Source organism: Prosthecobacter sp. (assembly GCF_044222345.1).
In the GTDB taxonomy this organism is placed as follows: domain Bacteria; phylum Verrucomicrobiota; class Verrucomicrobiia; order Verrucomicrobiales; family Verrucomicrobiaceae; genus Prosthecobacter.
In genome coordinates, this window is the sequence record NZ_JBGANL010000019.1 from 24,041 (window position 1) to 42,903 (window position 18,863).

Here is an 18,863-nt window from a genome sequence, read left to right on the forward strand (position 1 = left end):
GTGGGGACGCTCCATGGGACCGGGAGGAGGAAGAGTGGAATGCGGCCTTCGCACTCGCACGATGGCCACAATCTTCTGACACTTTCCCGCTGGCAGACTCCTGTGGGGGAGGGCAGTTTCGGAGATGTCCGAGGACGTTATTTCAGCGCTTCCAGAGACACGCCGCACGTGGCTGCAGCGTGGCCTGCTGGCATTGCCTACGGCATTGACCGGCTGCGCGGCTTCTTCTTCATCGATGCTCAGCCCCTCGGCCCGTCAAACGCGTGCGCAGTGGGAGTATCACAATCGCTTTCTCGCTTCGGGGGCCCGGCTGCGTTTCCGCTCTCACAGCGCGCATGGCAGGCCGTTTACGGCAGGCATGGAGTACGTGTATCGTACTCACAAGCGCGATCCGCGCATCGGCTACGCAGTCAAAAATCTGGCCACGGGGCGATACCTCGCCGAGTTCCAGGCCGACAAACTGTTCGTGGGGGGCTCGATGCCCAAACCTGCGGTGGCCGCGGTGCTGCTGGAGAAACGCCGTGGCAATCTCACTCGTGAGGAGTTTCAGAACATCGTGTATGCCTGTGATCAGAGCATCAACGCCTCCTGGTTCTACCTGATGGCACGCCTCACGCTTGCCGATGAGCAGTACTTTGAGCGAAAGTACCACCTGCCGGATGTGCAGATCCTCAACAACTGGCAGTCGCCGCGCTTTTACGCCGAGTTTTATGAGCGGTGCGTGAACTACAGGCTCGACTATGGCTGCGAACTGCTGCTGGAGGCGATGAGGCGCGATCAATACGGCCTCGGCCGCTGGGTGATGCCCGCGAGCATTACCTACATCGGCGGCAAGACGGGGAACTACGGCGAATGGGATCACGAGTCGCTGTTCTTTTATCACCGCAACACGCCGTACGCGATTGTGCTGTACACACGCGGCAACTTCGCGCCTGGCAATCAGCTGGGCTGCATGATGGGCGGCTTGTTCCGTGAATATTGCGCGTGAGCTTCACGGCTTGAGCCCTTTAGCTTCAGCGTTCCTTATCCGGCAGCACCTCCACTTCGATGTCCCGCACTTCGAGCGATGCCGTCGTGGGAGGTGGAGCGGGCTCCAGCCAGATGTCTCGCTTGGGTCCGGAGAGTTTGCGGCGCAGCGTGTAGTAAAGCGCCGCGACAGCGGAAATCGCCAGGCCGGCCACGGCCACCGCAGCACCGACCATGAGAACCAACGCAATGAGCCCGGCTCCGACGACGGCAACCACTCCCAGCAGCAGCATGGCGGGCAGCCCACGGATTTCGAATGTCCTCGGTCTCATGGGAATAACATGCGGCCTGTGTCCGGGATGACAACCCTCATGTGGCTCCACAAAAGGAGCAGCTTTGTAGTCTCCTTGTTCGCAGAGGAGGCCAGACCCTTCAGCCTTCGGGAAAGTAGATGGGCAGGCAGGACGGGCAGAGGGAATGCGTGAAGCTGACTTCCGTGTGTGCCGAGACATAGGCCTCAAGGCCATGCCACTCCCCGCTGGCATCGCGGATATTTTTGCAGGCAGCGCAGATGGGCAGCAGGCCACGCAGGGTGCGGACTTCTGCCAGCGCCTCGTCTCTTTCTGTGATGGCACGTTCCAGCTGAGCTTCACGCATGCGCAGAGGCGTCACATCTGCCACGTGCACCCAGAATCCCCGTACCACTCCGCCCTCCACATCCGGTGTGTAGGTGGCGATGCTGTCTTTGGCCCCGCCTTGAGGAAGGGGAATATGCCGTTCGAACTGCTGGGGCTCACCGCGGAGTGCTCCATGAATGTAGGGAAGATTCAATGCATACAAAGGCCCCAGAAGATCCTGCATGGACATGCCCAGCATTTCCGCCGGACTTTTTCCAAACCACTCGCGGTAGGCTTCATTGGAGAACAGGCAACGCTGCTCTGAATCCCAGTAGGCCACCATGGCTGAAATTTGATTGACCGCTCTCAGAGCGAGTTGGGCAGGGTCTTTAAGTTTTATGTCCATTCAAAAAGCTGTATCGCTCCACCTATCAACACTCTCACATTGAGTGATCGTTCAATCTACGGCTTCTTTCTTGCAGCAGAATACCAATGCCAGGTGCTCATGGACTCCAAGCACAGGCGCTGGATTTGCACCCTCATTTGAGCACGACTCCCGCCTCTCCCACTTCCCAGCCAAGGCCGCCTGCACGAATGGCCACAGCAGTCGCATTGTCCGGCCAGGGGGCGCTGAGCTGGTCTTTGAAATAGGTTTCCCAGGTGATCCATTTGCCGTTGATCTGCGCCTGCATGACCCACCAGCGAGTGGCGCTCATCCAGCGTATGTCACTGTGCTGCCAGGCGACGGTGAGCTTGCCGCCGGGCGTGAGTTTGCCGACAACGGGTGCTGGCAGCTGCGTCTGGCTGAGCCATGGGGAGGCGGGCGGGATGGCATGCGAGGTGTAGGCGCGCTGCTTGGTGTAGGTGCCGAGCTTGCCGAGGTCTTTGTGCAGGGAGCCAAAGTTCCAGTGGAAGTGGCCCGGGGTCATTTTCAGGCCGCGCTCACGCAGCACGCTCATCTGGTGGAGGATCTCGCCGGCATTGCGATCATCACCGACCTTGGAAGAGTTCATGCCGGGCCAGATGTGGCGGCCCTGGGTGTTTTGCTCCAGCCACCAGTCGTAGTAGGTGATGAAGCCGAGCTTGGGCCGGTCGATGGTCCAGTAGAGCTGTGGCGTGAGGTAATCGACCCAGCCCTGCTGCAGCCATTTGCGCGAGTCCGCGCCGAGATCTTCAAAGGGATCCAACCCGCCGCCGGTGCCTTCGGGATAATTGGGCCGCCACAGACCGAAGGGGCTGATGCCAAACTTCACGTGGCGCTTCTCCGCCTTGATGCCCTCGTAAATGAGACGTACGGTCTCATCGACATTCTGCCGCCGCCATGCCGTGAGTTCCAGTGTGCCGCCGGTGGCTTTGTAGCGCGCAAACGTTTCGCTGTCGGGAAACTCGATCTTTTTCTTGGCGGCATCCGTGAGCGGATACGGATAGAAATAATCGTCGATGTGAATGCCATCCAAATCGTAGCGGCGCGTGACATCCATGATGACTGCGATGGCCTGGGCGCGCACTTCGGGGATGCCTGGGTCCATCCAGGTGTCGGGGCCGTATTTCATCGTCCATTCGGGATGCTTGCGCACGATGTGGTCTTTGCTGGGGACGCGTTTTTCGCCAGCGAGTGCGCGAAAGGGATTGAACCAGGCGTGCAGCTCCATGCCGTGCTTGTGTGCCTCCTTCACCGCAAACTCCAGGGGGTCCCACAAGGGTGAGGGTGCTACGCCCATCTGGCCCGTGAGAAAAGGCGACCAAGGTTCAATCTGCGAGGGATACAAGGCATCTCCCGCCGGACGCACCTGGAAAATGAGGGCGTTCAAGCCCACGTCCGCCGCCGAATCGATGAGCGTCTTCAACTGCGCCTTTTGCTTGGCCACGGGCAGCCCCGGCTCACTGGGCCAATTGATGCAATGCACCGTCGCGATCCATGATCCACGCAGCTCACGCGCCGGCAGGGGCACGCTGGTCTGGGCGTGCAGCGTGGCGGTGAGGAGAAGGGAAATCGGGAGCAGAAATTTCAAAAGCATGCGCCTCAAGAAAACGCTGTGTGATGGATGTGTCGCTGAAATTTTCCAATGTGTGCCGTATTGATGCAATTCATGTCCTTTCGAACACTTTCCCATCTCGCCCTGGCAGTCCTCCTGGCCTCCTGCTCATCGCAGCGCTCACCGGTCGTTCCCGGTGCCAAACCCAAAGATCATGGGGCCGTCGGCGCGACAGAAGGTCCCGCGTGGAAAGACGGCTCGCTCTATTTCACGGATGGCAAGCACATCAACCGAATGGGGCCGGATGGGAAGACGACGGTGTTTCGGCACAATGCCTCGAATGGTCTGCTGTTTGACAAGGAGGGGCGGCTCGTGGCCTGTGAGTCGGGTTTGCGGCGGGTGACGCGCACGGAGAAGGATGGGAGCATCACGGTGCTGGCGGACCGGTTTGAGGGGAAGCGCTTCAATTCGCCGAATGATCTATGCATGGATTCGAAGGGGCGGATTTATTTCACCGATCCGAGGTATGGATCGCGGAAGGGGATGGAGATCACCCTGGATACGACCAACTATAGCGCTGCAAAACTTGGAGAAGGACCTGTAATTCACAATGAAAGCATTGACGGCATATTCACGGAATACCCACCCAAAGTTGAAAGCGTTTATCGAATCACCGCGCCCAACAAAGTGACCAAGGTGCTTACCGGGGGCTTGGTCACTGGAGTGTTCTCAGGAATGGAACGACCCAACGGCATTTTGATCTCCCCCGACGACCGCTATCTCTACATCGCCGACAACAATAACAACACCCACGGCGGTTCGCGGAAGCTGCTGCGCTACACGCTGGATAACAACGGGGATGTGAAGCCAGGCACGCGAAAAGTGATCTTTGACTGGAAAGATGGTCGGGGTCCCGATGGCATGAAGATGGACGGTGAAGGGCGCATCTATGTGGCTGCGGGCACGAACAAGGCGACTGAGTTTGAAAACACGCGCTTCAAGGCGGGCTGCTACATCCTGTCTCCTTCAGGACGCCTGCTCGACTTCATCCCTGTGGGTCCGGATGAGTGCTGCAACTGCGCCTTTGGCGGCAAGGATGGCAAGACGCTTTTCATCACTTCCGGAAGCCATCTGTGGAGCGTGCCGCTGAAATGAAAGGAGCCTTGATTGCATGAAAGCCTTCATTCCCTTTTTGCTGCTGCCAGCGCTGCTCATGGCAGCCGACCTGCCGGACATCCGCACCGTGCCACCGGATCTGGAAGTGCCTGCTTTGAGCGAAGGCAAGCCTGCGGCCGGAAAGCGGGTGCGAGTGGGACTGAGCGTGCTGTATCTGCCCACGGACTGGCAGGCGGGTGCCAAGATGCCGGTGATCGTGGAGCTGGCGGGCAACGGGGGCTACACCAACAAGTTTGGGGATGTCAGCACGGGCCTGCCGGAGGGCAGTAATCTGGGCTATGGCCTGTCTGCAGGGCGTGGATTCATCTGGCTGTGCGTGCCGTATCTGAATGCGAAGGGCGATGAAATCGCGATCAAGTGGTGGGGCGATGCACCGACGTATGATCCGCAGCCGACGCTCAAAAATTTGCGCGAAACGGTGAAGGCGGTCTGCAGGGACTACGGTGGTGATGAAGCGAAGGTGGTGCTGTGTGGATTTTCGCGCGGAGCGATCGCCTGCAATTATCTGGGGCTTTACGATGATGAAACGGCCCGGCTGTGGTGCGGGTTTCTGGCGTACAGCCATTACGACGGGGTGAAAAAGTGGCCTTATCCGCATTCGGACCGGGAGTCGGCTCTGGTGCGCCTGAAGCGGCTCGGCAACCGGCCGCAGTTCATCTGCGGTGAAGGAGCGAATGCGCAGGAGACTGAGGCCTATCTGCGCCCACTGCTGCCGAAGGCCGATCTGACCTTCCTGAGCACCGGGTTCCGTAATCACAATGACGCGTGGACGCTGCGGCCGAGTCCTGCACGGGAGAAGGCGAGGGAATGGCTGCGGCGGGTCACTTCTTCGCGCTGAGCACCTTGGCGACGGCCTGGAGGATGGTTTCGACCTCCGCCAGCCGTCCGACGCCTTCATACCCGCAAGCGAGCATGCCGGAGGCGGGTTCGACGAACTGGGCACCGAAGCTGCGGAGGGTTTCGACGTTCTTCTGGGTGGCGGGATGCTGCCACATTTTGCCGTTCATGGCGGGGGCGATCAGGATCGGCGCGCGGGTGGCCAAGGCGATGGCGGTGAGGGCGTCGTTGGCCAGGCCATGGGCCATGGAGGCGAGAGTATTCGCGGTGGCGGGGGCGATGAGAAGGAGATCGGCCTCGTCGGCGAGCTGGATGTGGCCGGGCTGCCAGCCTTCCTTTTCGGCGAATAAATCGGTGATGACGGGGTTTTTAGACAGTGTTCCCAGCGTGAGAGGCGTAACGAATTCCAAGGCCGATTTCGTCAGCACGCAGGTCACCCCATGGCCGGCCTTGGTGAGCTGGCTGGCGAGGTCCGCCGCCTTGTAAGCTGCGATGGAACCGGTGACGCCGAGGATGATGCGAGACATAACTTAACGATAAACGCGAAAATCAGCCCGCAAAGCCCTAACTACGAAGCTGCTTGCCAGAGTGCCTGCGAGAAAGCACATTCCCCACCCCTACCCCCCAACTGAATGCGCTGCCCCAAATGTGGAAGCTCCCAGGATAAAGTCATCGACTCCCGCGAGGCGCGGGAAGGGCATGCCATCCGCCGCCGCAGGGAATGCATGAAGTGCGATTTCCGCTTCACGACCTACGAAATCGTGGAGCGCGAAGAACTGCGCGTGGTGAAGCGGAACGGCGCCCGCGAGAACTTCAACCGCGACAAGCTGCTGGGCGGCGTGCGCAAGTCCTGTGAAAAGCGCCCGGTGAAGATGGAACAGCTGGAGCAGCTGGTGGATGACATCGCCAACGAGCTGGAAGAGGAAGGCTACCGCGAAATCCCGAGCACGGTGATCGGTGCGAAGGTGATGCGTCGTCTGGAGTCGATCGACCATGTGGCCTACGTGCGCTATGCCTCCGTGTACCGCCAGTTTGAGGACGTGGGCGAGTTCATCGACGAGATCAAGAGCCTCGGCGAACGCCGTCCGCGCGATGGGAAGCAGCCGGAACTTTTTCGTTAATCCGCCATGAGTGAGAAGACTATTTTTCAAAAGATCATTGATCGCGAAATCCCCGCCCCGCTCGTCTATGAGGACGATCAGGTGGCTGCTTTCAATGACGTCAATCCGCAGGCTCCGGTCCATGTGCTGATCGTCCCGAAGAAGGTGATTCCACGGGTGGGTGAGGCTGTGGTGGAGGATCAGGCCACGCTGGGCGCGCTGCTGCTGGCGGCGGGGAAGATCGCCGACAAGCTGGGCATCAAGGACCGCAGCACGGGCTTTCGGCTGGTGATCAACCACGGCAAAGACGCTGGCGAGTCGGTGCCGCATCTGCACGTGCATCTGCTGGCAGGGCGCAGCCTGGAATGGCCGCCGGGCTGAATCTCGAGTTCAAAAGGGCAGGGGCCATATGCCCAATCCCCTTTAGCGCAGACGTGTTGCATGCGTGCGTGGTTGTCGTGCTACGGCCTACATTGTGACAATATCGCAACAATGATTTCAGTGCCGTCGTTGGACCCATTGCCCCCCAATGGTTCCGCTAGCACGCACCTTTTTTTCTCCTCGCAAACTCCACCGTGCGCTGCTGCTTGCCAGTTTAGCCCTGTGTTCCTTGGCCTCTGCGCAGCAAGCCGTGACCGGCAGCCTTGCGAATGCAACCCTGGCTCCTGCCACCGCCAAACCAGCGTCGTTTTTTGACCAGATCTGGGGCAGTGCCGTGCTCTACAAGGCGGAGAGCGGTTTTTTGACGAGCTTTGCCTTCCAGGGCCTTCTCCATCTGCAGGATGATCAAGGCTGGTCGGACCGGGACGATTTCGGCACCCTGAGCGGCGGTGGTCATGGCGGCAGCTACAATGGCCGGAGCTGGTCCAGCGCACTGCGCATGTATTTCTAGCCGCCAAAGGGCAAAAAAAATCCGGTCTGGGTGCAACTTTGGTTTGTGAGGGCTGTTTGAAAGACTGATCATACCCCCCGTCCGCCATGGAACCCCTCTCGCCCCAAGACCCCATCGCCAAGCTGCTGGCCCAGGCCCGCGCGGTCGAGGTGCGCACCAATTTCGCCCAGAACGTGGTGCGTGCCGCCCGGCAGACGCCGCAGGATCGCGGCTGGCTCGCGGCTTTGCGCACCTGGTGGGAAGATGTCTCGTTTGCGGCCCCTGCGGCCAAGTGGGCCTTCGCCACGGTCACCGTGGCCACCCTTGCTTTGGCGCTCGTGATTTTCCAAACCCAGCCTGCGGCTGAGACCCAGCTTGCCAAACAGGAAGCGCCTGTGGTGGCCGCGCCTGATCTGCCACTGCTCGCTGCGGCGGCGGAGACTCCTTGGGAGGCGACTTTTGATACGCAGGCTCTGCTGGCGGTGGATGACACGTCCCAGCTCACGGACAGCGAGATCGGTTTCCTGCTGTATTAACCGGCGGTCGCCGTGTGGCAAAAGCGTCGGCACTTGCTGACGGACGAAGTGCGAGAGGACGCCAAATGGCGTGATGCTCCAAGTGATGCATCACCCTGCGGCTGTGTGACGAAACAAACACACTCGCCTGCTGGCTGATTGTCACGTTTCGCGTGAACACATGCTCACTCCCTCGCGAACATGCTCAAAGAGTCCCCACCCCGCCGTCCGGTTCCAATGTTGAAATCGGCTCATGACTTGGTCTTCCGCCATGTTCACAATTCCAACCTCATCTACAACACGGCATGGGAGGATCCGCGACTCGACCGGCAATTGATGAAGCTTGATGCGAACAGCCGCGTGGTCATGATCACCAGCGCCGGCTGCAACGCGCTCGACTACCTGCTGGACAATCCGGCGGAGATCCATGCGGTGGACATGAACTACCGGCAGAATGCGCTGCTGGAGCTCAAGCAGGCGCTCATCCGCCAGGGCAACTTTGAAGAGTTGTTTGAGATGTTCGGCTTCGGCTCCCATGCCGAGTACGCTTTTGTTTATGACCGTGTGCGCAAAACGCTGTCCGAACCTGCACGGAAGTTCTGGGACAAACGCATCAGCTTCTTCAATCCCACGAGTCTGAAGAAGTCGTTCTACTATCACGGTACATCGGGCATCGCCGCGTATGTGATGGGCAATGCGCTCTTCAAGCTGCGGCCGAACGTGAAGAACTTCGCCACCTGCCTGCTGGATGCCCGCTCCTTGGAGGAGCAGCGCGATGCGTATGAACTCTTCGAACGCGAGATCTGGGGTCCGTTCAGCAACTGGCTGCTGCGGCAGCCCACGCTGATGACGCTGCTGGGCGTGCCGCGTCCGCAGATCAAACTGATCCAGGACTCGTATCCCGGTGGGCTCACGGATTATGTGAAGGACAAGCTGCGCCACGTCTTCACGGAGCTGCCAATCAGCGACAACTACTTCTGGCGCGTGTACATGACCGGATCCTACACGCTGGGCTGCTGCCCGAATTATCTGAAGCAGGAAAACCAGCCGGAGCTGAAGGCACGTGTGGACCGCCTGAAGAGCTACACCACCACGCTCTCCGGCTTCCTGCGCGAGTATCCCGGCCAGTACACGCACTTCGTGCTGCTGGATCATCAGGACTGGCTCGCGGCCCACGACACCGAAGCTCTGCGGGATGAATGGGAGCTGATCCTCGCCAACAGCGCTCCCGACGCTAAAATTCTGATGCGCTCGGCAGGCGTGAACCTCGACTTTGTGCCGGAGGCGATCCGCTCACGCGTGCGCTTCTTCCCTGAACGCACGGAAGCCCTGCATCAGCTGGACCGCGTGGGCACCTATGGCAGCCTGCACTTTGCGGAGGTGCTGTGATGAGCAGCACCGCAGACACATCCCCATCCGCCCACCGAACCGGCGCGGCGCTGGAGCGCTACTACCAGTTCCATTCGCGCATCTATGACGCCACGCGCTGGAGCTTTCTGTTTGGACGGGAGAGTGTGCTCATGCGCGCCTCCTGTGTGAGCAAACCCCGGCGCATTCTGGAAGTCGGCTGCGGTACCGGGCGCAATCTGCCAGGACTGCGCCGGCGTTTTCCACAGGCCCACATCACCGGTGTGGATCTCTCCGAACAGATGCTGGCCATCGCCGCGAAGAAAGTGAAGGATGACAAGACCACACTGCTGCGCCGCTCCTACTCCGCACCCGTGCATGAAGACGGGAAGCCATATGATCTCGTGCTGTTTTCGTACGCCTTGTCCATGTTCAATCCCGGCTGGGAAAAAGCGATTGATGCCGCATGGGAGGATCTTGCTGAAGGCGGCTGCATCGCCGTGGTGGATTTTTCCGATTCATACTTCTCCTGGTTTCGGAACTGGATGGGCGTGAACCATGTGCGCATGGAGGGCCATCTGTGGCCGCGTCTGCGCGAGAAGTTTGCACCGCTGCTCGATGAACGTTTTGCCGCCTACGGTGGTGTCTGGAACTACGGCATCTTCATCGGCCGGAAGCAGGCCTGAGTGTGGCGATAGTGTTTCGTGCAGTTCGGTGAACCACCTTCATTTTGGAGTGGCGCAAGCCACTTCATCTCATGACCCACCTTGTACTTCTCGGCGCCGTTTTCGCGCTGTTTGCCTTCATCTACTTTCTCCGTCGATTCAGCACTGCATGGTCGATGCGTGAATGGCGGCGCACCGAGGGCCGTGTGGTGATGGCGGAAATGCGGCGCGAAAAACACAAAACACCGGACGGCTGCCTGCTGTATGCCCCGGTGCTGCGCTACTCCTACTCCGTGGGCGGACAAACTTTTGAAGGCACACGTTTCACCCATCAGGCCGTGACCAACGCGCCGAGTCTGACCACCCAATTCATCACCCGGCTCACACAAGGTTCAGAGGTGCCGGTGTATTACCATCCGCGCAATCCTGAGCAGGCCGTGGTGCAACCGCTGCCCTGGCAGGGGTCAGCGATGGCGGCGCTCACCTGTGCGCTATTGCTGGTCATGCTGGCCGCCGTACTCTGGTTCGCGTGAAAAGCCTGACGCCTGCCTTCATCAACGAGTGCGCGACGCATGAGTGGCGGCGCTCCATGGCCGGAATTTGGGCGGGACAAATCGCCGTGACCGGCTTTGTGGCGGGTCATTCCTGCCTGCCCAATATTTGGGTGCATCTCGGGTGGTTGTTGATCGCAGGATTGCCTGCACTGGCATTGACAGACTGGACGCCTCACTGCAGGCGCTGGCAGGCGGATGCCGCCGCGCTTTCAGTCATCGCGTTCCTGCTGTGGATGACGGTGCGCTCCTGCAGCCAGATACCCTTCATGCCAGACCGCACCCTGGATGAAATCGTGCGTGGCATCGTCGGCGGCAGCCTGCTGGTGATGTTTTGCGCGCTTGTCTGGCAGCAGGCGCAAAGCCGTGAATCCCTGCACGCCCTGGGCTGGGTGACGGGCATGACGAGTGCTCTCGCCGCGCTGATCAGCATCGTGCTTTCGTATTTCGTGCTGCCCCAGCATCAGGCTGGGGAGCGGCTCACGAATCTGCTCGTGCATGGGGGGCTCAATCCGGTCTGCACGGGATTGATCTTCGGCTTTGCCGCGTTGTGGCTCGCGGCATTGATGGAGCATGGAGCCACGCCTTTGCCGCGCCGGATGGCGTGGGCCGCCATCGCGCTGCTGCATTTCGCGGCGTTTCTTTCCGGCAGCCGTGGCGCCATGCTGGCGATGGGATGCGGTCATGCAGTGTTGCTGTCAGCACGGGGCTGGCGGCGTGGGAGGATGGCGGTCTGTGTGTTCCTGCTCACGGGGCTGGTCTATTTCACCAGCGCGCCCCTGTTTGCACACATGGTGCGCTGGCGTTCAGAAACGGCGGCGGCCAGCATTTCTGCGCCTGGCATCACTCATCATTTTCACAAGGCGGTCGAGCGTGGCGACAACAGCCGCCTCGACATCTACCGAGCCGGCTGGCATGCGATGGACAACCTGTGGCTCGGCACGGGCCAGTGGGGCGTCTGCGGCACCTGGCAATGCGAGCTGCAGGCCAAAACGAGCATCTCCATGATGTCACACCTGCACAGCGCCTTCCTGGCCACGTTCGTACATGGTGGGATCATCGGTGCGGCCCTGCTGGTGCTGGTGCTCGGCCATGGAATCAAGCGTGCGTACCGACTGTCTGCACATGGCGATGCCACGTGGATCACGCTGCTGGCTTTTGGCTGGGGTGGACTGCTCTTTGATGGCGAATCCCTGGCCTCGCTGGCAACTGCACCGCGTTTCGAGGGTCTGCTGTTCTGGCTGCCGCTGACGGTCGCGCTGGCGCGTGGATCGGTTACTTCACAACCTGCAGATTCCTGAAGCCTGCCTCGCCATCGAACACGATCATGTTGAGCTGTTGCTTGACCTCGGCGATGACGGGGTGTTTGCCTGTCGCTGTGACCCCTGCGATTTGAGCGGTGATCTGATCGCCTTTGAAGGTGATGCGCAGCGTCTGCCAGTCTTCGGCATTGAGTTTGATCTTCTGCCGGGCGAGAGGTTCGGTCTGTGTTTTGTCCTGGCCTTGATCGGGATTTTTGGTGATCTCCAGCACCGTGCTGCTGACGACGATGCGGATGGAGTGTTTGCCAGCGGTATGAATCCGCAGCGAATGCCGCCCTGCGGTGTGGAGCTGCATGTCATACTGCAAGGCACCGTCGGTGATCGGGAGCGGGCTGGTCAGTGTAGCGCCCTGTTCTTCGGTTTTTGGCACGGGGTTCCAGATGGCGTCGTCATGCACCTGCCAGGCACCACGCGTCATGGTCCACGGTTTGGCGGGCAGTGATTTGAAATCCTGCGACAGCACCGGGCTTCCAGTCAGTGCGGGAAGTGCTGCCTGCGGCTTTTTCTCGACGATGGGTGGCAGTTCGCGGCTGAAGCCGCCATCGCGGTAGCGGTTCACCAGCGCACTCAGTTCCTTCACCACCTCTGGATTCTGCGCGCTAACATCTGTGGTCTCGGCGGGATCGTCCTTCACATTGTAAAGCTGGGGTTTGAACTGGGTGGCGTGTGCTTTGCGTGCTCCGAGTTTGATGTCGCTGACAGGAATCCCTTCGATCCATTTCCAGGGGCCTTTGCGAATCGCAAAAACTCCGTCGGAGCTGTGGATGAACATGTGATCGCGTGTGGGGGCGGCGTCCTGGGTGCCGAGGAATGCAGGCAGCGCGTTGAAGCTGTCTTCTGCAGCGGAAGCGGCGGCGGGCAGTTTTTCACCGACGATGGCCGCCGTGGTGGCCAGGATGTCAGCGAGGCTGATCATGTCGCTGCACTCGGTGCCCGCAGGGATCTTCGCGGGCCAGCGGGTGATGAAGGGCACTTTGAAGCCGCCCTCCCAGACGTCGTGCTTGCCGCCGCGGAGACCGGCATTCACCTTGAGCCCGGCTTTGAAGGCCTGCGTCTGCACGGTGTCCCGCGTGGGCGTGAACACACCGCCGTTGTCGCTGGTGAAAATGACGAGCGTGTCCTGCGCGATGCCCTTGGCATCCAGCGCTTTTAACACGCCGCCGACACTGCGGTCGAGCTCGAGAATCCAATCACCGTAAGGTCCGGCTTTGCTCTGTCCGGCGATGTCCTTTTCGGGAGTGACGGGATTGTGCACCGCGACGGGCGTGTAATAGAGAAAGAAGGGGGTGCCTTTCTTTTGCTGAGAGATCCACTCGGCCGCCCTGGTGGTGAGCAGAGGCATGACACGCTCATTCACACGGCGTGGTGCATCGAGGCTGAGGATCGTCGCCTTGCCGCCTTCCGTATCTTCGGGGCCGTAGGTGGCTTGGAAATTCGGATCGTCAGAATCGGGCACGTGCAGCTTCATCCCGGCGGGGATTTTACCGCTGCGCAGGCCATAGACGAAGCGGTTCTCGACATAGACGCCGGTGAGATCGCCATGATTGCTGGGAACGCCGAAATGGTAGTCGAAGCCGATGTCCAGTGGTCCGGGAGAAAGCTCTGCGGTGTAATCCGTGCGCCATTTCAGCGAGCCGTCGTCCGTGCCGTAGCCGAGGTGCCATTTGCCGATGGCGGCGGTTTGATAGCCGTGCTTTTTGAGCAGCGAGGCCATGTTCAGCCGCGTCGTCTCAATATGCAGCGGAGAAAACGTGCCCAGCACCTCATGCGTGAGGGAGGTGCGCCAGCAGTAGCGGCCGGTCATGATCGAATAACGGGTGGGCGAGCAGACGGAGGAGGTGGTGTTTGCATCGGTGAAACGCCGCCCCTCTTTGGCCAGACGATCAATGTTCGGCGTCTTCACCAGGCTGCCATCCGCGCCGTAGCATCCGGCGCTGCCGTAGCCATAGTCGTCGGCCAGAATGATGACGATGTTGGGTGTGTCGGCGGCGAAGGCGGCGGAAACGAAGAAAGCGAAAAGGTACAGAAAACGCATGGCCCGTTGACGAGGCAGGGGTGGGCTGACTTTCATCAAGTTGCGCGTTTCCCATTGCGACGGCCCGGTCACGCTTCACAGTGCCGGCCGCCATGAAACGTCGCGTTCTCTTCTCCTTTTTGCTCTGCCTTGCCAGCCTGCTCATCACCGGCTGTGAAACCACCGGTCTCAGCCCGCAGCAGGCTGCGGCGGTGGAGGCGCGCCACCGCCAGATCGCCATGGAGCCGCGCGGGGACTACTTCATCGGCCGCCGTTTCTACATCAATCACACGCATCTCTGGGGCTACGTGCGCAGTCCGGGGCAGACCTGGGAGAACTCAAAGCTCGTCATCATGAACGAGCGCTATCAGAAGATCCCTTACCGCCTGCCCGAAGCGCCCACCGACGGCGGCTATGCCTATGGCGACGACCACAATGCCGAGTACACCCTCTATGGCCGCTTCACGGGCCGCAAGGTCTTTGACCCCAACAGCAACCTGGTGCTGCCTGAGTTTGAACTTCGCCGCTGGGAAGTCCGCAATGAAAGCCCCGGCTGGCTCTTCAAGCCCAACGAAAGATTCAACGGTTCCCAGCTCCTGCGCTCTGAACCGGGCTCGACTCCCTAAAGGCGTCTTACCGCCATCCGCATCGCAAGGAACGAAGTTGAGCGGGCCACCGCCTTTTCGTCAGTCTAAATTCGTCATTTCCCCCTCTCATGCCCACGACCGACCTGATCGCCGATCTCGAATGGCGCGGCCTGCTCAAGCAGTGCAGCGACCTCGAAGCCCTCAAGGAATCCCTCAAGACGCAGCAGACCTTCTACTGCGGTTTTGATCCCACCGCGGACAGCCTGCACATCGGCAATCTACTGCCTCTCATGGCGCTGCGCCGTGTGCAGGAGCATGGCCACAAGGCCATCGCCATCGTCGGTGGCGGCACCGGTTTGATCGGCGACCCCAGCGGCAAGGCCAACGAACGCACGCTCAACTCGCCGGAGACCGTGGCTGAATTTGTGAAGCGCATCGAGGTGCAGATCCGCAGCATCTTGATTCCTGAGCAGACCATCGTCGAGAACAACGCCGACTGGCTCTGCAAGCTCAGCGCCATCGAACTGCTGCGCGACGTGGGCAAGAACTTCACCATTGCATGGATGCTGGCGAAGGAATCCGTCAGCGCCCGGCTTGAGACTGGCATTTCCTACACCGAGTTCACCTACATGATCCTGCAGTCCTACGACTTTGTGGTGCTCAATGAACGCCATGGCTGCACCGTGCAGATCGGCGGCAGCGACCAGTGGGGAAACATGACCGCAGGCATCGACCTCGTGCGCAAAATGCGCGGGCAGCAGACCCACGTGGTCACCTTCCCGCTCATCACCACGAGCTCGGGCAAGAAGTTCGGCAAGTCTGAAGCCGGGGCCATCTGGATGGATGCCACCAAGACCAGCCCCTACGCCTTCTACCAGTTCTGGATGAACTCCGAAGACCCCGACGTGCCGCGCTTCCTGCGCCAGTTCACGCTGCTCTCGCATGAGGAGATCGAAGCCATCGAAGCCGAGCACAACGCGAATCCCGGACAGCGCAGCGGCCACAAACGCCTCGCCGCCGAAGTCACCCGCATGGTGCATGGCGAAGAGGAGCTGCAAAAGGTCATCCTCGCCTCCCAGGCACTCTTTGGAGGTGCTGATCTGGCCACTGCGGATGTGGGCACGCTGATCGAAGCCACCGCTTCGGCACCAAGCACGGAAGTCGATCTTGCGAACATCCCGCCGATTGCGGATCTGCTGGTGACGCTCGGCCTGGCCACCTCCAAGGGGGATGCGGGTCGTCTCATGAAAGGCGGCGGCTTCTACATCAACAACGTCCAGGTGCCTGCTGGAGAAGTGCCGGTGCTGACGGCTGGAAACTTCCTCGGCGCCAAACTCTGCATTCTGCGCAAGGGGAAAAAAAGCTATGCGACGGTGAGGGTGACGGGGGTGTGAGTTAGCGATGCAGTCGCTCGCGGTGTGGAATAATGACTTCTATGAAGCGAATCATCTTACTCTTGTTCGCAGGCTTCATCATGCCTGCGTCTGCCGAAGTCATCGAAGCCGATCTCCTCATCGTCGGGGGCAATGAATCGGCCTGTGCGGCGGCGGTGCAGGCGGCGAGGCTGGGGGTGAAGAAGATCGTGCTGGTGAATGACATCGAGTGGCTGGGCGGGCAGTTCAGCGCGGAGGGCGTGGGATGTCCGGATGAGTGGACGGGGGTGAACGGGCGGCGGGTGAATTTTCCGCGCAGCGGGATTTACAGCGAGGTGATCGAACGCATCCGGGCGCACAATTCGCAGACGTATGGGATGCCAGCACCGGGCAACTCCTACTGTGGCACGGAGACCATTGAGCCAGCGGCGGCGGCGAAGATTTTCGAGGACCTCGTGAAGCCGTATGTCGAAGCCGGGGTGCTGCGCATTGAGCGCGGCTGGCAGGTGGACAAGGTGATGGTGGAGAACCATCAGGTCACAGGTTGCATTTTCGTCCATGATTCGGGCTCGCTCACGGTCAAGGCGCGGCTCACTCTCGACTCATCCGACTGGGGCGATGTGATCCGGCTCAGCGGCGCGAAGTATGGCGCGGGGCCGGATTTGAAAGCGCGCTTTGGCGAGGCGAGTGCTCCCGCAGCGTTTGATGATGCGGGCCAGCAGGAGATGAACCCGCTGTCGTGGTGCGTGGTGCTGCGCGAAGCAGGGAAGACCAGCACGATTCCCAAACCGGGGAGCTATGATGCGCGCTCGTTTGCGCAGCTCGACAAGACGCCGCCGTGGGTGGATAGCGACATGAGCACGGGCACCTACAGCCAGTCGGGCTGGAGCGTGTACACGCACCGGCGGCTGGTGGATCGGTGGCACAATGGTCTGGCACCCGGCACGGAGGCGACGTTTTTGAACTGGCCGGTGCAGGATTATCCGCTGTGCCAGCTGCCGCAGCGGGTGGTGGATGCGCTGGAAAAAACCGAGGCGGGGGCGTCGAAGAAAAACATCGTCGATCTCACACCTGCGCAGCGGCAGATCATTTTCGCTGACGCGAAGCAGCACACGCTGGGCATGCTCCATCATCTGCAAACGGCGGTGCATGATCGTGTGGGAGACTTCCCCCAAAGCTTCCGCTACATGCAGCTCACCTCCGAATTCGGCACGCCTGATCTGCTGCCACCCAAGCCTTACGTACGCGAGGGGTTGCGGCTGGAGGCGCTGTACATGCTGAGGGAGCAGGACATCCGCGCTGAAACCCGCGAGCCGAAGTGGGCGAAGGTGATGGTGCCGGATGGCGTGTTTGGTTTTCAGTTCAACATCGACTTCCACCCCACGCGCCGCCGTTTCCTCAGCGAAGATCGCAACGGCCCATGGCTGTACGTGCAGACGCCCTCACGTGGCTGGCACACGGACACGGACCGCGCGATGTTTCCGCTGCGCGGCCTCGTGCCGGTGCAGTTGAACGGACTGCTGGGCTGCTCGAAGAACATCGGTGTCAGCAGTGTGGTGCAGAGCGCGCTGCGGCTGCACGGGCAGATGATGCATGTGGGCCAGGCCAGCGCGACGCTGGCGTGGCTGTGCCTGCGTGATGGCATCCAGCCCCGCGCGGCGGCGGCGGCGCAGAAGTACTGGCGTGAGATTCAGCTGCGTCTGGTGCGCGGCACCGGCGGTCCGGGCGTGCTGCTCTGGCCCTGGCAGGATCTGCCCACCGATGCGGTGTATTTTGAAGCGGCGAACCTGCTGGCGGTGCGCGGCATCTGGCCTGCGGAAGCCAACAGCGTTTTCTTCAATGCAGAGCATCCCATGACGCGCCGCGAGCTCGCCCGCGTGCTGGCCCGGATCATCCGCGCCAGAGCGAATGCACCGGAGTGGAAAGTCGCTGCTACAGCGCGCTTTAGCGATGTCGGCCAGGATGATGCAGACCGCGCTGCCATCGAGTCGCTTTGCAGCTGGGTTATTGTGACAAAAGACAAGACCTTCAACCCCGACCAGAAGGCCGACTGGGCCACGCTCTATCGCTGGGCCACGGCTTTGAAACTGCCCGTCAATCCCGGGCTATTCAGCAAAGACGTTGCGCAACGTCCACTGACACGCGCCGATGCAGCGGTGCAGCTCTGGCATGCGCTGCGCCAGCAGGACGAATGGCTCAACGAGGATGATTCATGGCTGCAGCCTGACAACGATCACGATGAAGATGGCCGCAAGGATCTGGATGATCCGCTGCCGTTTGACAGCAACAACAATGGCGTGCCTGACCGGCTGGAGCACCTGCCGTAGTTTTCAGGCCTCTTTGCGCTGCGCCCACTTTTTGCCTGAGGCGAGCGCACGCAGCGTTTCCACCAGCCGACGCTGAAGAGTCTCCTCCTGCTTGGCGGTGCTGATCCACACCTTGTATTCACGCTGGCAGGAAATGCTCATGGCCTTGAAGCCTGCTGCTGCAGCCGGATTTTGTTTCAGTGCCTTGGCAAGTGCGGGAGGCATGGGCCATTCGGCGCGCTGCTTGGGTGGTGGTGGCTTGGCGGATTCATCGGCATCCAGCGCCACGGCAGCGTGCAACAGGCGCTGAAAGGCCTTCGCATTCAGTTTCTCCATTTTGGTGACGCGGATGGTCTGGATGCTGGTGTTCGCCTCACCGCCTTCAAACAAGTTCGTGATCTCACGCAGTTCCGTCCCGCGAAAGAAAGTGATGCCCAGATGCTTCTTGCAGGCGCTGAGCCCGCAGATGTTTTTCCGCCCGCTGAAGCACAAGATGTTCCATTTGATGGACTCGGCCAGATCCGGCTCCCAGCGCTGAATCCAGCCGCGCACCTGCCGGGCCATGCTCTGCGAAAACTCCGGCGCAAAATCGAGCCACGCCTCCGGATCTTGAGTAGGCTTCCGTGAGAAGTCCATGGGA

20 protein-coding genes are annotated in these 18,863 nt (G+C 60.6%); 14 read left to right on the forward strand and 6 right to left on the reverse strand.

Annotated features, from left to right (window positions below):
• Positions 1-124: 124 nt before the first annotated feature.
• A complete protein-coding gene (locus ACILSL_RS12125; protein ID WP_395732297.1) occupies positions 125-988 on the forward strand; it encodes a hypothetical protein in 864 nt (287 codons plus the stop codon).
• Positions 989-1,013: 25 nt separating this feature from the next.
• On the opposite strand, the gene ACILSL_RS12130 is transcribed toward ACILSL_RS12125, so the two are convergent.
• From ACILSL_RS12130 to ACILSL_RS12140, 3 genes are all read right to left on the reverse strand, one after another.
• Positions 1,014-1,298 (reverse strand): hypothetical protein, encoded by a 285-nt coding sequence (locus tag ACILSL_RS12130; protein WP_395732298.1) that lies wholly within the window; start codon positions 1,296-1,298, stop codon positions 1,014-1,016.
• Positions 1,299-1,398: 100 nt separating this feature from the next.
• Positions 1,399-1,989 carry a PAS domain-containing protein gene (locus ACILSL_RS12135; RefSeq protein WP_395732299.1) on the reverse strand — a complete coding sequence of 197 codons (591 nt, stop codon included), beginning with the start codon at positions 1,987-1,989 and terminating at the stop codon, positions 1,399-1,401.
• A 133-nt stretch (positions 1,990-2,122) separates the two neighbouring features.
• On the reverse strand, positions 2,123-3,595 hold the full coding sequence (locus ACILSL_RS12140) for a glycoside hydrolase family 10 protein (RefSeq protein WP_395732300.1): 1,473 nt from the start codon (positions 3,593-3,595) through the stop codon (positions 2,123-2,125).
• 78 nt (positions 3,596-3,673) lie between these two features.
• Here ACILSL_RS12140 and ACILSL_RS12145 point away from each other — a divergent pair, with 78 nt between their 5' ends.
• Together ACILSL_RS12145 and ACILSL_RS12150 are read left to right on the forward strand one after the other, a co-directional pair.
• Positions 3,674-4,714 (forward strand): SMP-30/gluconolactonase/LRE family protein, encoded by a 1,041-nt coding sequence (locus ACILSL_RS12145; protein WP_395732301.1) that lies wholly within the window; start codon positions 3,674-3,676, stop codon positions 4,712-4,714.
• A gap of 16 nt (positions 4,715-4,730) precedes the next feature.
• The gene (locus ACILSL_RS12150) at positions 4,731-5,573 is read left to right on the forward strand and encodes a hypothetical protein (protein WP_395732302.1); all 843 of its coding nucleotides are present in this window, start codon (positions 4,731-4,733) and stop codon (positions 5,571-5,573) included.
• Here the strand turns inward: ACILSL_RS12150 and ACILSL_RS12155 are convergent.
• Positions 5,557-6,099, reverse strand: coding sequence for a flavoprotein (locus tag ACILSL_RS12155; protein WP_395732303.1), 543 nt, complete (start codon positions 6,097-6,099; stop codon positions 5,557-5,559). The two genes, ACILSL_RS12150 and ACILSL_RS12155, sit on opposite strands and share 17 nt — an antisense overlap.
• Before the next feature lie 105 nt (positions 6,100-6,204).
• On the opposite strand from ACILSL_RS12155, the gene nrdR reads away from it, so the two are divergent.
• The 8 genes from nrdR (at position 6,205) to ACILSL_RS12195 (ending at position 11,922) form a co-directional block, all read left to right on the forward strand.
• Complete coding sequence (gene nrdR, locus ACILSL_RS12160) at positions 6,205-6,693, forward strand: transcriptional regulator NrdR (protein ID WP_395732304.1); 489 nt, start codon at positions 6,205-6,207, stop codon at positions 6,691-6,693.
• Positions 6,694-6,699: 6 nt separating this feature from the next.
• Complete coding sequence (locus tag ACILSL_RS12165) at positions 6,700-7,053, forward strand: histidine triad nucleotide-binding protein (RefSeq protein WP_395732305.1); 354 nt, start codon at positions 6,700-6,702, stop codon at positions 7,051-7,053.
• Positions 7,054-7,303: 250 nt separating this feature from the next.
• Complete coding sequence (locus ACILSL_RS12170) at positions 7,304-7,564, forward strand: hypothetical protein (RefSeq protein ID WP_395732306.1); 261 nt, start codon at positions 7,304-7,306, stop codon at positions 7,562-7,564.
• A gap of 86 nt (positions 7,565-7,650) precedes the next feature.
• Entirely contained in the window at positions 7,651-8,079 is a 429-nt protein-coding gene (locus ACILSL_RS12175; RefSeq protein WP_395732307.1) for a hypothetical protein, read from the forward strand.
• A gap of 216 nt (positions 8,080-8,295) precedes the next feature.
• A complete protein-coding gene (locus tag ACILSL_RS12180; protein ID WP_395732308.1) occupies positions 8,296-9,447 on the forward strand; it encodes a DUF3419 family protein in 1,152 nt (383 codons plus the stop codon).
• On the forward strand, positions 9,447-10,091 hold the full coding sequence (locus ACILSL_RS12185; RefSeq protein WP_395732309.1) for a class I SAM-dependent methyltransferase: 645 nt from the start codon (positions 9,447-9,449) through the stop codon (positions 10,089-10,091). Before ACILSL_RS12180 ends, ACILSL_RS12185 begins: the two co-directional genes overlap by 1 nt.
• Positions 10,092-10,162: 71 nt before the next feature.
• Positions 10,163-10,603: a DUF3592 domain-containing protein gene (locus ACILSL_RS12190; RefSeq protein ID WP_395732310.1), complete on the forward strand. Its 441-nt coding sequence runs from the start codon at positions 10,163-10,165 to the stop codon at positions 10,601-10,603.
• The gene (locus tag ACILSL_RS12195) at positions 10,600-11,922 is read left to right on the forward strand and encodes an O-antigen ligase family protein (RefSeq protein WP_395732311.1); all 1,323 of its coding nucleotides are present in this window, start codon (positions 10,600-10,602) and stop codon (positions 11,920-11,922) included. The genes ACILSL_RS12190 and ACILSL_RS12195 overlap by 4 nt, the downstream gene beginning before the upstream one ends.
• Here ACILSL_RS12195 and ACILSL_RS12200 read toward each other — a convergent pair.
• Positions 11,897-13,978 (reverse strand): arylsulfatase, encoded by a 2,082-nt coding sequence (locus ACILSL_RS12200; RefSeq protein WP_395732312.1) that lies wholly within the window; start codon positions 13,976-13,978, stop codon positions 11,897-11,899. The two genes, ACILSL_RS12195 and ACILSL_RS12200, sit on opposite strands and share 26 nt — an antisense overlap.
• Before the next feature lie 92 nt (positions 13,979-14,070).
• Between ACILSL_RS12200 and ACILSL_RS12205 the strand changes: the two genes are divergently transcribed.
• From ACILSL_RS12205 to ACILSL_RS12215, 3 genes are all read left to right on the forward strand, one after another.
• Positions 14,071-14,583 (forward strand): hypothetical protein, encoded by a 513-nt coding sequence (locus ACILSL_RS12205; protein ID WP_395732313.1) that lies wholly within the window; start codon positions 14,071-14,073, stop codon positions 14,581-14,583.
• An 89-nt stretch (positions 14,584-14,672) separates the two neighbouring features.
• Positions 14,673-15,938: a tyrosine--tRNA ligase gene (gene tyrS, locus ACILSL_RS12210; protein WP_395732314.1), complete on the forward strand. Its 1,266-nt coding sequence runs from the start codon at positions 14,673-14,675 to the stop codon at positions 15,936-15,938.
• A gap of 41 nt (positions 15,939-15,979) precedes the next feature.
• Complete coding sequence (locus ACILSL_RS12215; protein WP_395732315.1) at positions 15,980-18,244, forward strand: FAD-dependent oxidoreductase; 2,265 nt, start codon at positions 15,980-15,982, stop codon at positions 18,242-18,244.
• Positions 18,245-18,247: 3 nt separating this feature from the next.
• On the opposite strand, the gene ACILSL_RS12220 is transcribed toward ACILSL_RS12215, so the two are convergent.
• Positions 18,248-18,859 carry a YdeI/OmpD-associated family protein gene (locus ACILSL_RS12220; RefSeq protein WP_395732316.1) on the reverse strand — a complete coding sequence of 204 codons (612 nt, stop codon included), beginning with the start codon at positions 18,857-18,859 and terminating at the stop codon, positions 18,248-18,250.
• Positions 18,860-18,863: the final 4 nt, after the last annotated feature.

Excerpts from the sequence above, each read along its gene's own strand:
- ACILSL_RS12125 (WP_395732297.1), top strand. The coding sequence starts at position 125 with ATGTCCGAGGACGTTATTTCAGCGCTTCCAGAGACACGCCGCACGTGG.
- ACILSL_RS12130 (WP_395732298.1), bottom strand. The coding sequence starts at position 1,298 with ATGAGACCGAGGACATTCGAAATCCGTGGGCTGCCCGCCATGCTGCTG.
- ACILSL_RS12135 (WP_395732299.1), bottom strand. The coding sequence starts at position 1,989 with ATGGACATAAAACTTAAAGACCCTGCCCAACTCGCTCTGAGAGCGGTC.
- ACILSL_RS12145 (WP_395732301.1), top strand. The coding sequence starts at position 3,674 with ATGTCCTTTCGAACACTTTCCCATCTCGCCCTGGCAGTCCTCCTGGCC.
- ACILSL_RS12150 (WP_395732302.1), top strand. The coding sequence starts at position 4,731 with ATGAAAGCCTTCATTCCCTTTTTGCTGCTGCCAGCGCTGCTCATGGCA.
- ACILSL_RS12155 (WP_395732303.1), bottom strand. The coding sequence starts at position 6,099 with ATGTCTCGCATCATCCTCGGCGTCACCGGTTCCATCGCAGCTTACAAG.
- nrdR (WP_395732304.1), top strand. The coding sequence starts at position 6,205 with ATGCGCTGCCCCAAATGTGGAAGCTCCCAGGATAAAGTCATCGACTCC.
- ACILSL_RS12165 (WP_395732305.1), top strand. The coding sequence starts at position 6,700 with ATGAGTGAGAAGACTATTTTTCAAAAGATCATTGATCGCGAAATCCCC.
- ACILSL_RS12175 (WP_395732307.1), top strand. The coding sequence starts at position 7,651 with ATGGAACCCCTCTCGCCCCAAGACCCCATCGCCAAGCTGCTGGCCCAG.
- ACILSL_RS12180 (WP_395732308.1), top strand. The coding sequence starts at position 8,296 with ATGTTGAAATCGGCTCATGACTTGGTCTTCCGCCATGTTCACAATTCC.
- ACILSL_RS12185 (WP_395732309.1), top strand. The coding sequence starts at position 9,447 with ATGAGCAGCACCGCAGACACATCCCCATCCGCCCACCGAACCGGCGCG.
- ACILSL_RS12190 (WP_395732310.1), top strand. The coding sequence starts at position 10,163 with ATGACCCACCTTGTACTTCTCGGCGCCGTTTTCGCGCTGTTTGCCTTC.
- ACILSL_RS12200 (WP_395732312.1), bottom strand. The coding sequence starts at position 13,978 with ATGCGTTTTCTGTACCTTTTCGCTTTCTTCGTTTCCGCCGCCTTCGCC.
- ACILSL_RS12205 (WP_395732313.1), top strand. The coding sequence starts at position 14,071 with ATGAAACGTCGCGTTCTCTTCTCCTTTTTGCTCTGCCTTGCCAGCCTG.
- tyrS (WP_395732314.1), top strand. The coding sequence starts at position 14,673 with ATGCCCACGACCGACCTGATCGCCGATCTCGAATGGCGCGGCCTGCTC.
- ACILSL_RS12215 (WP_395732315.1), top strand. The coding sequence starts at position 15,980 with ATGAAGCGAATCATCTTACTCTTGTTCGCAGGCTTCATCATGCCTGCG.
- ACILSL_RS12220 (WP_395732316.1), bottom strand. The coding sequence starts at position 18,859 with ATGGACTTCTCACGGAAGCCTACTCAAGATCCGGAGGCGTGGCTCGAT.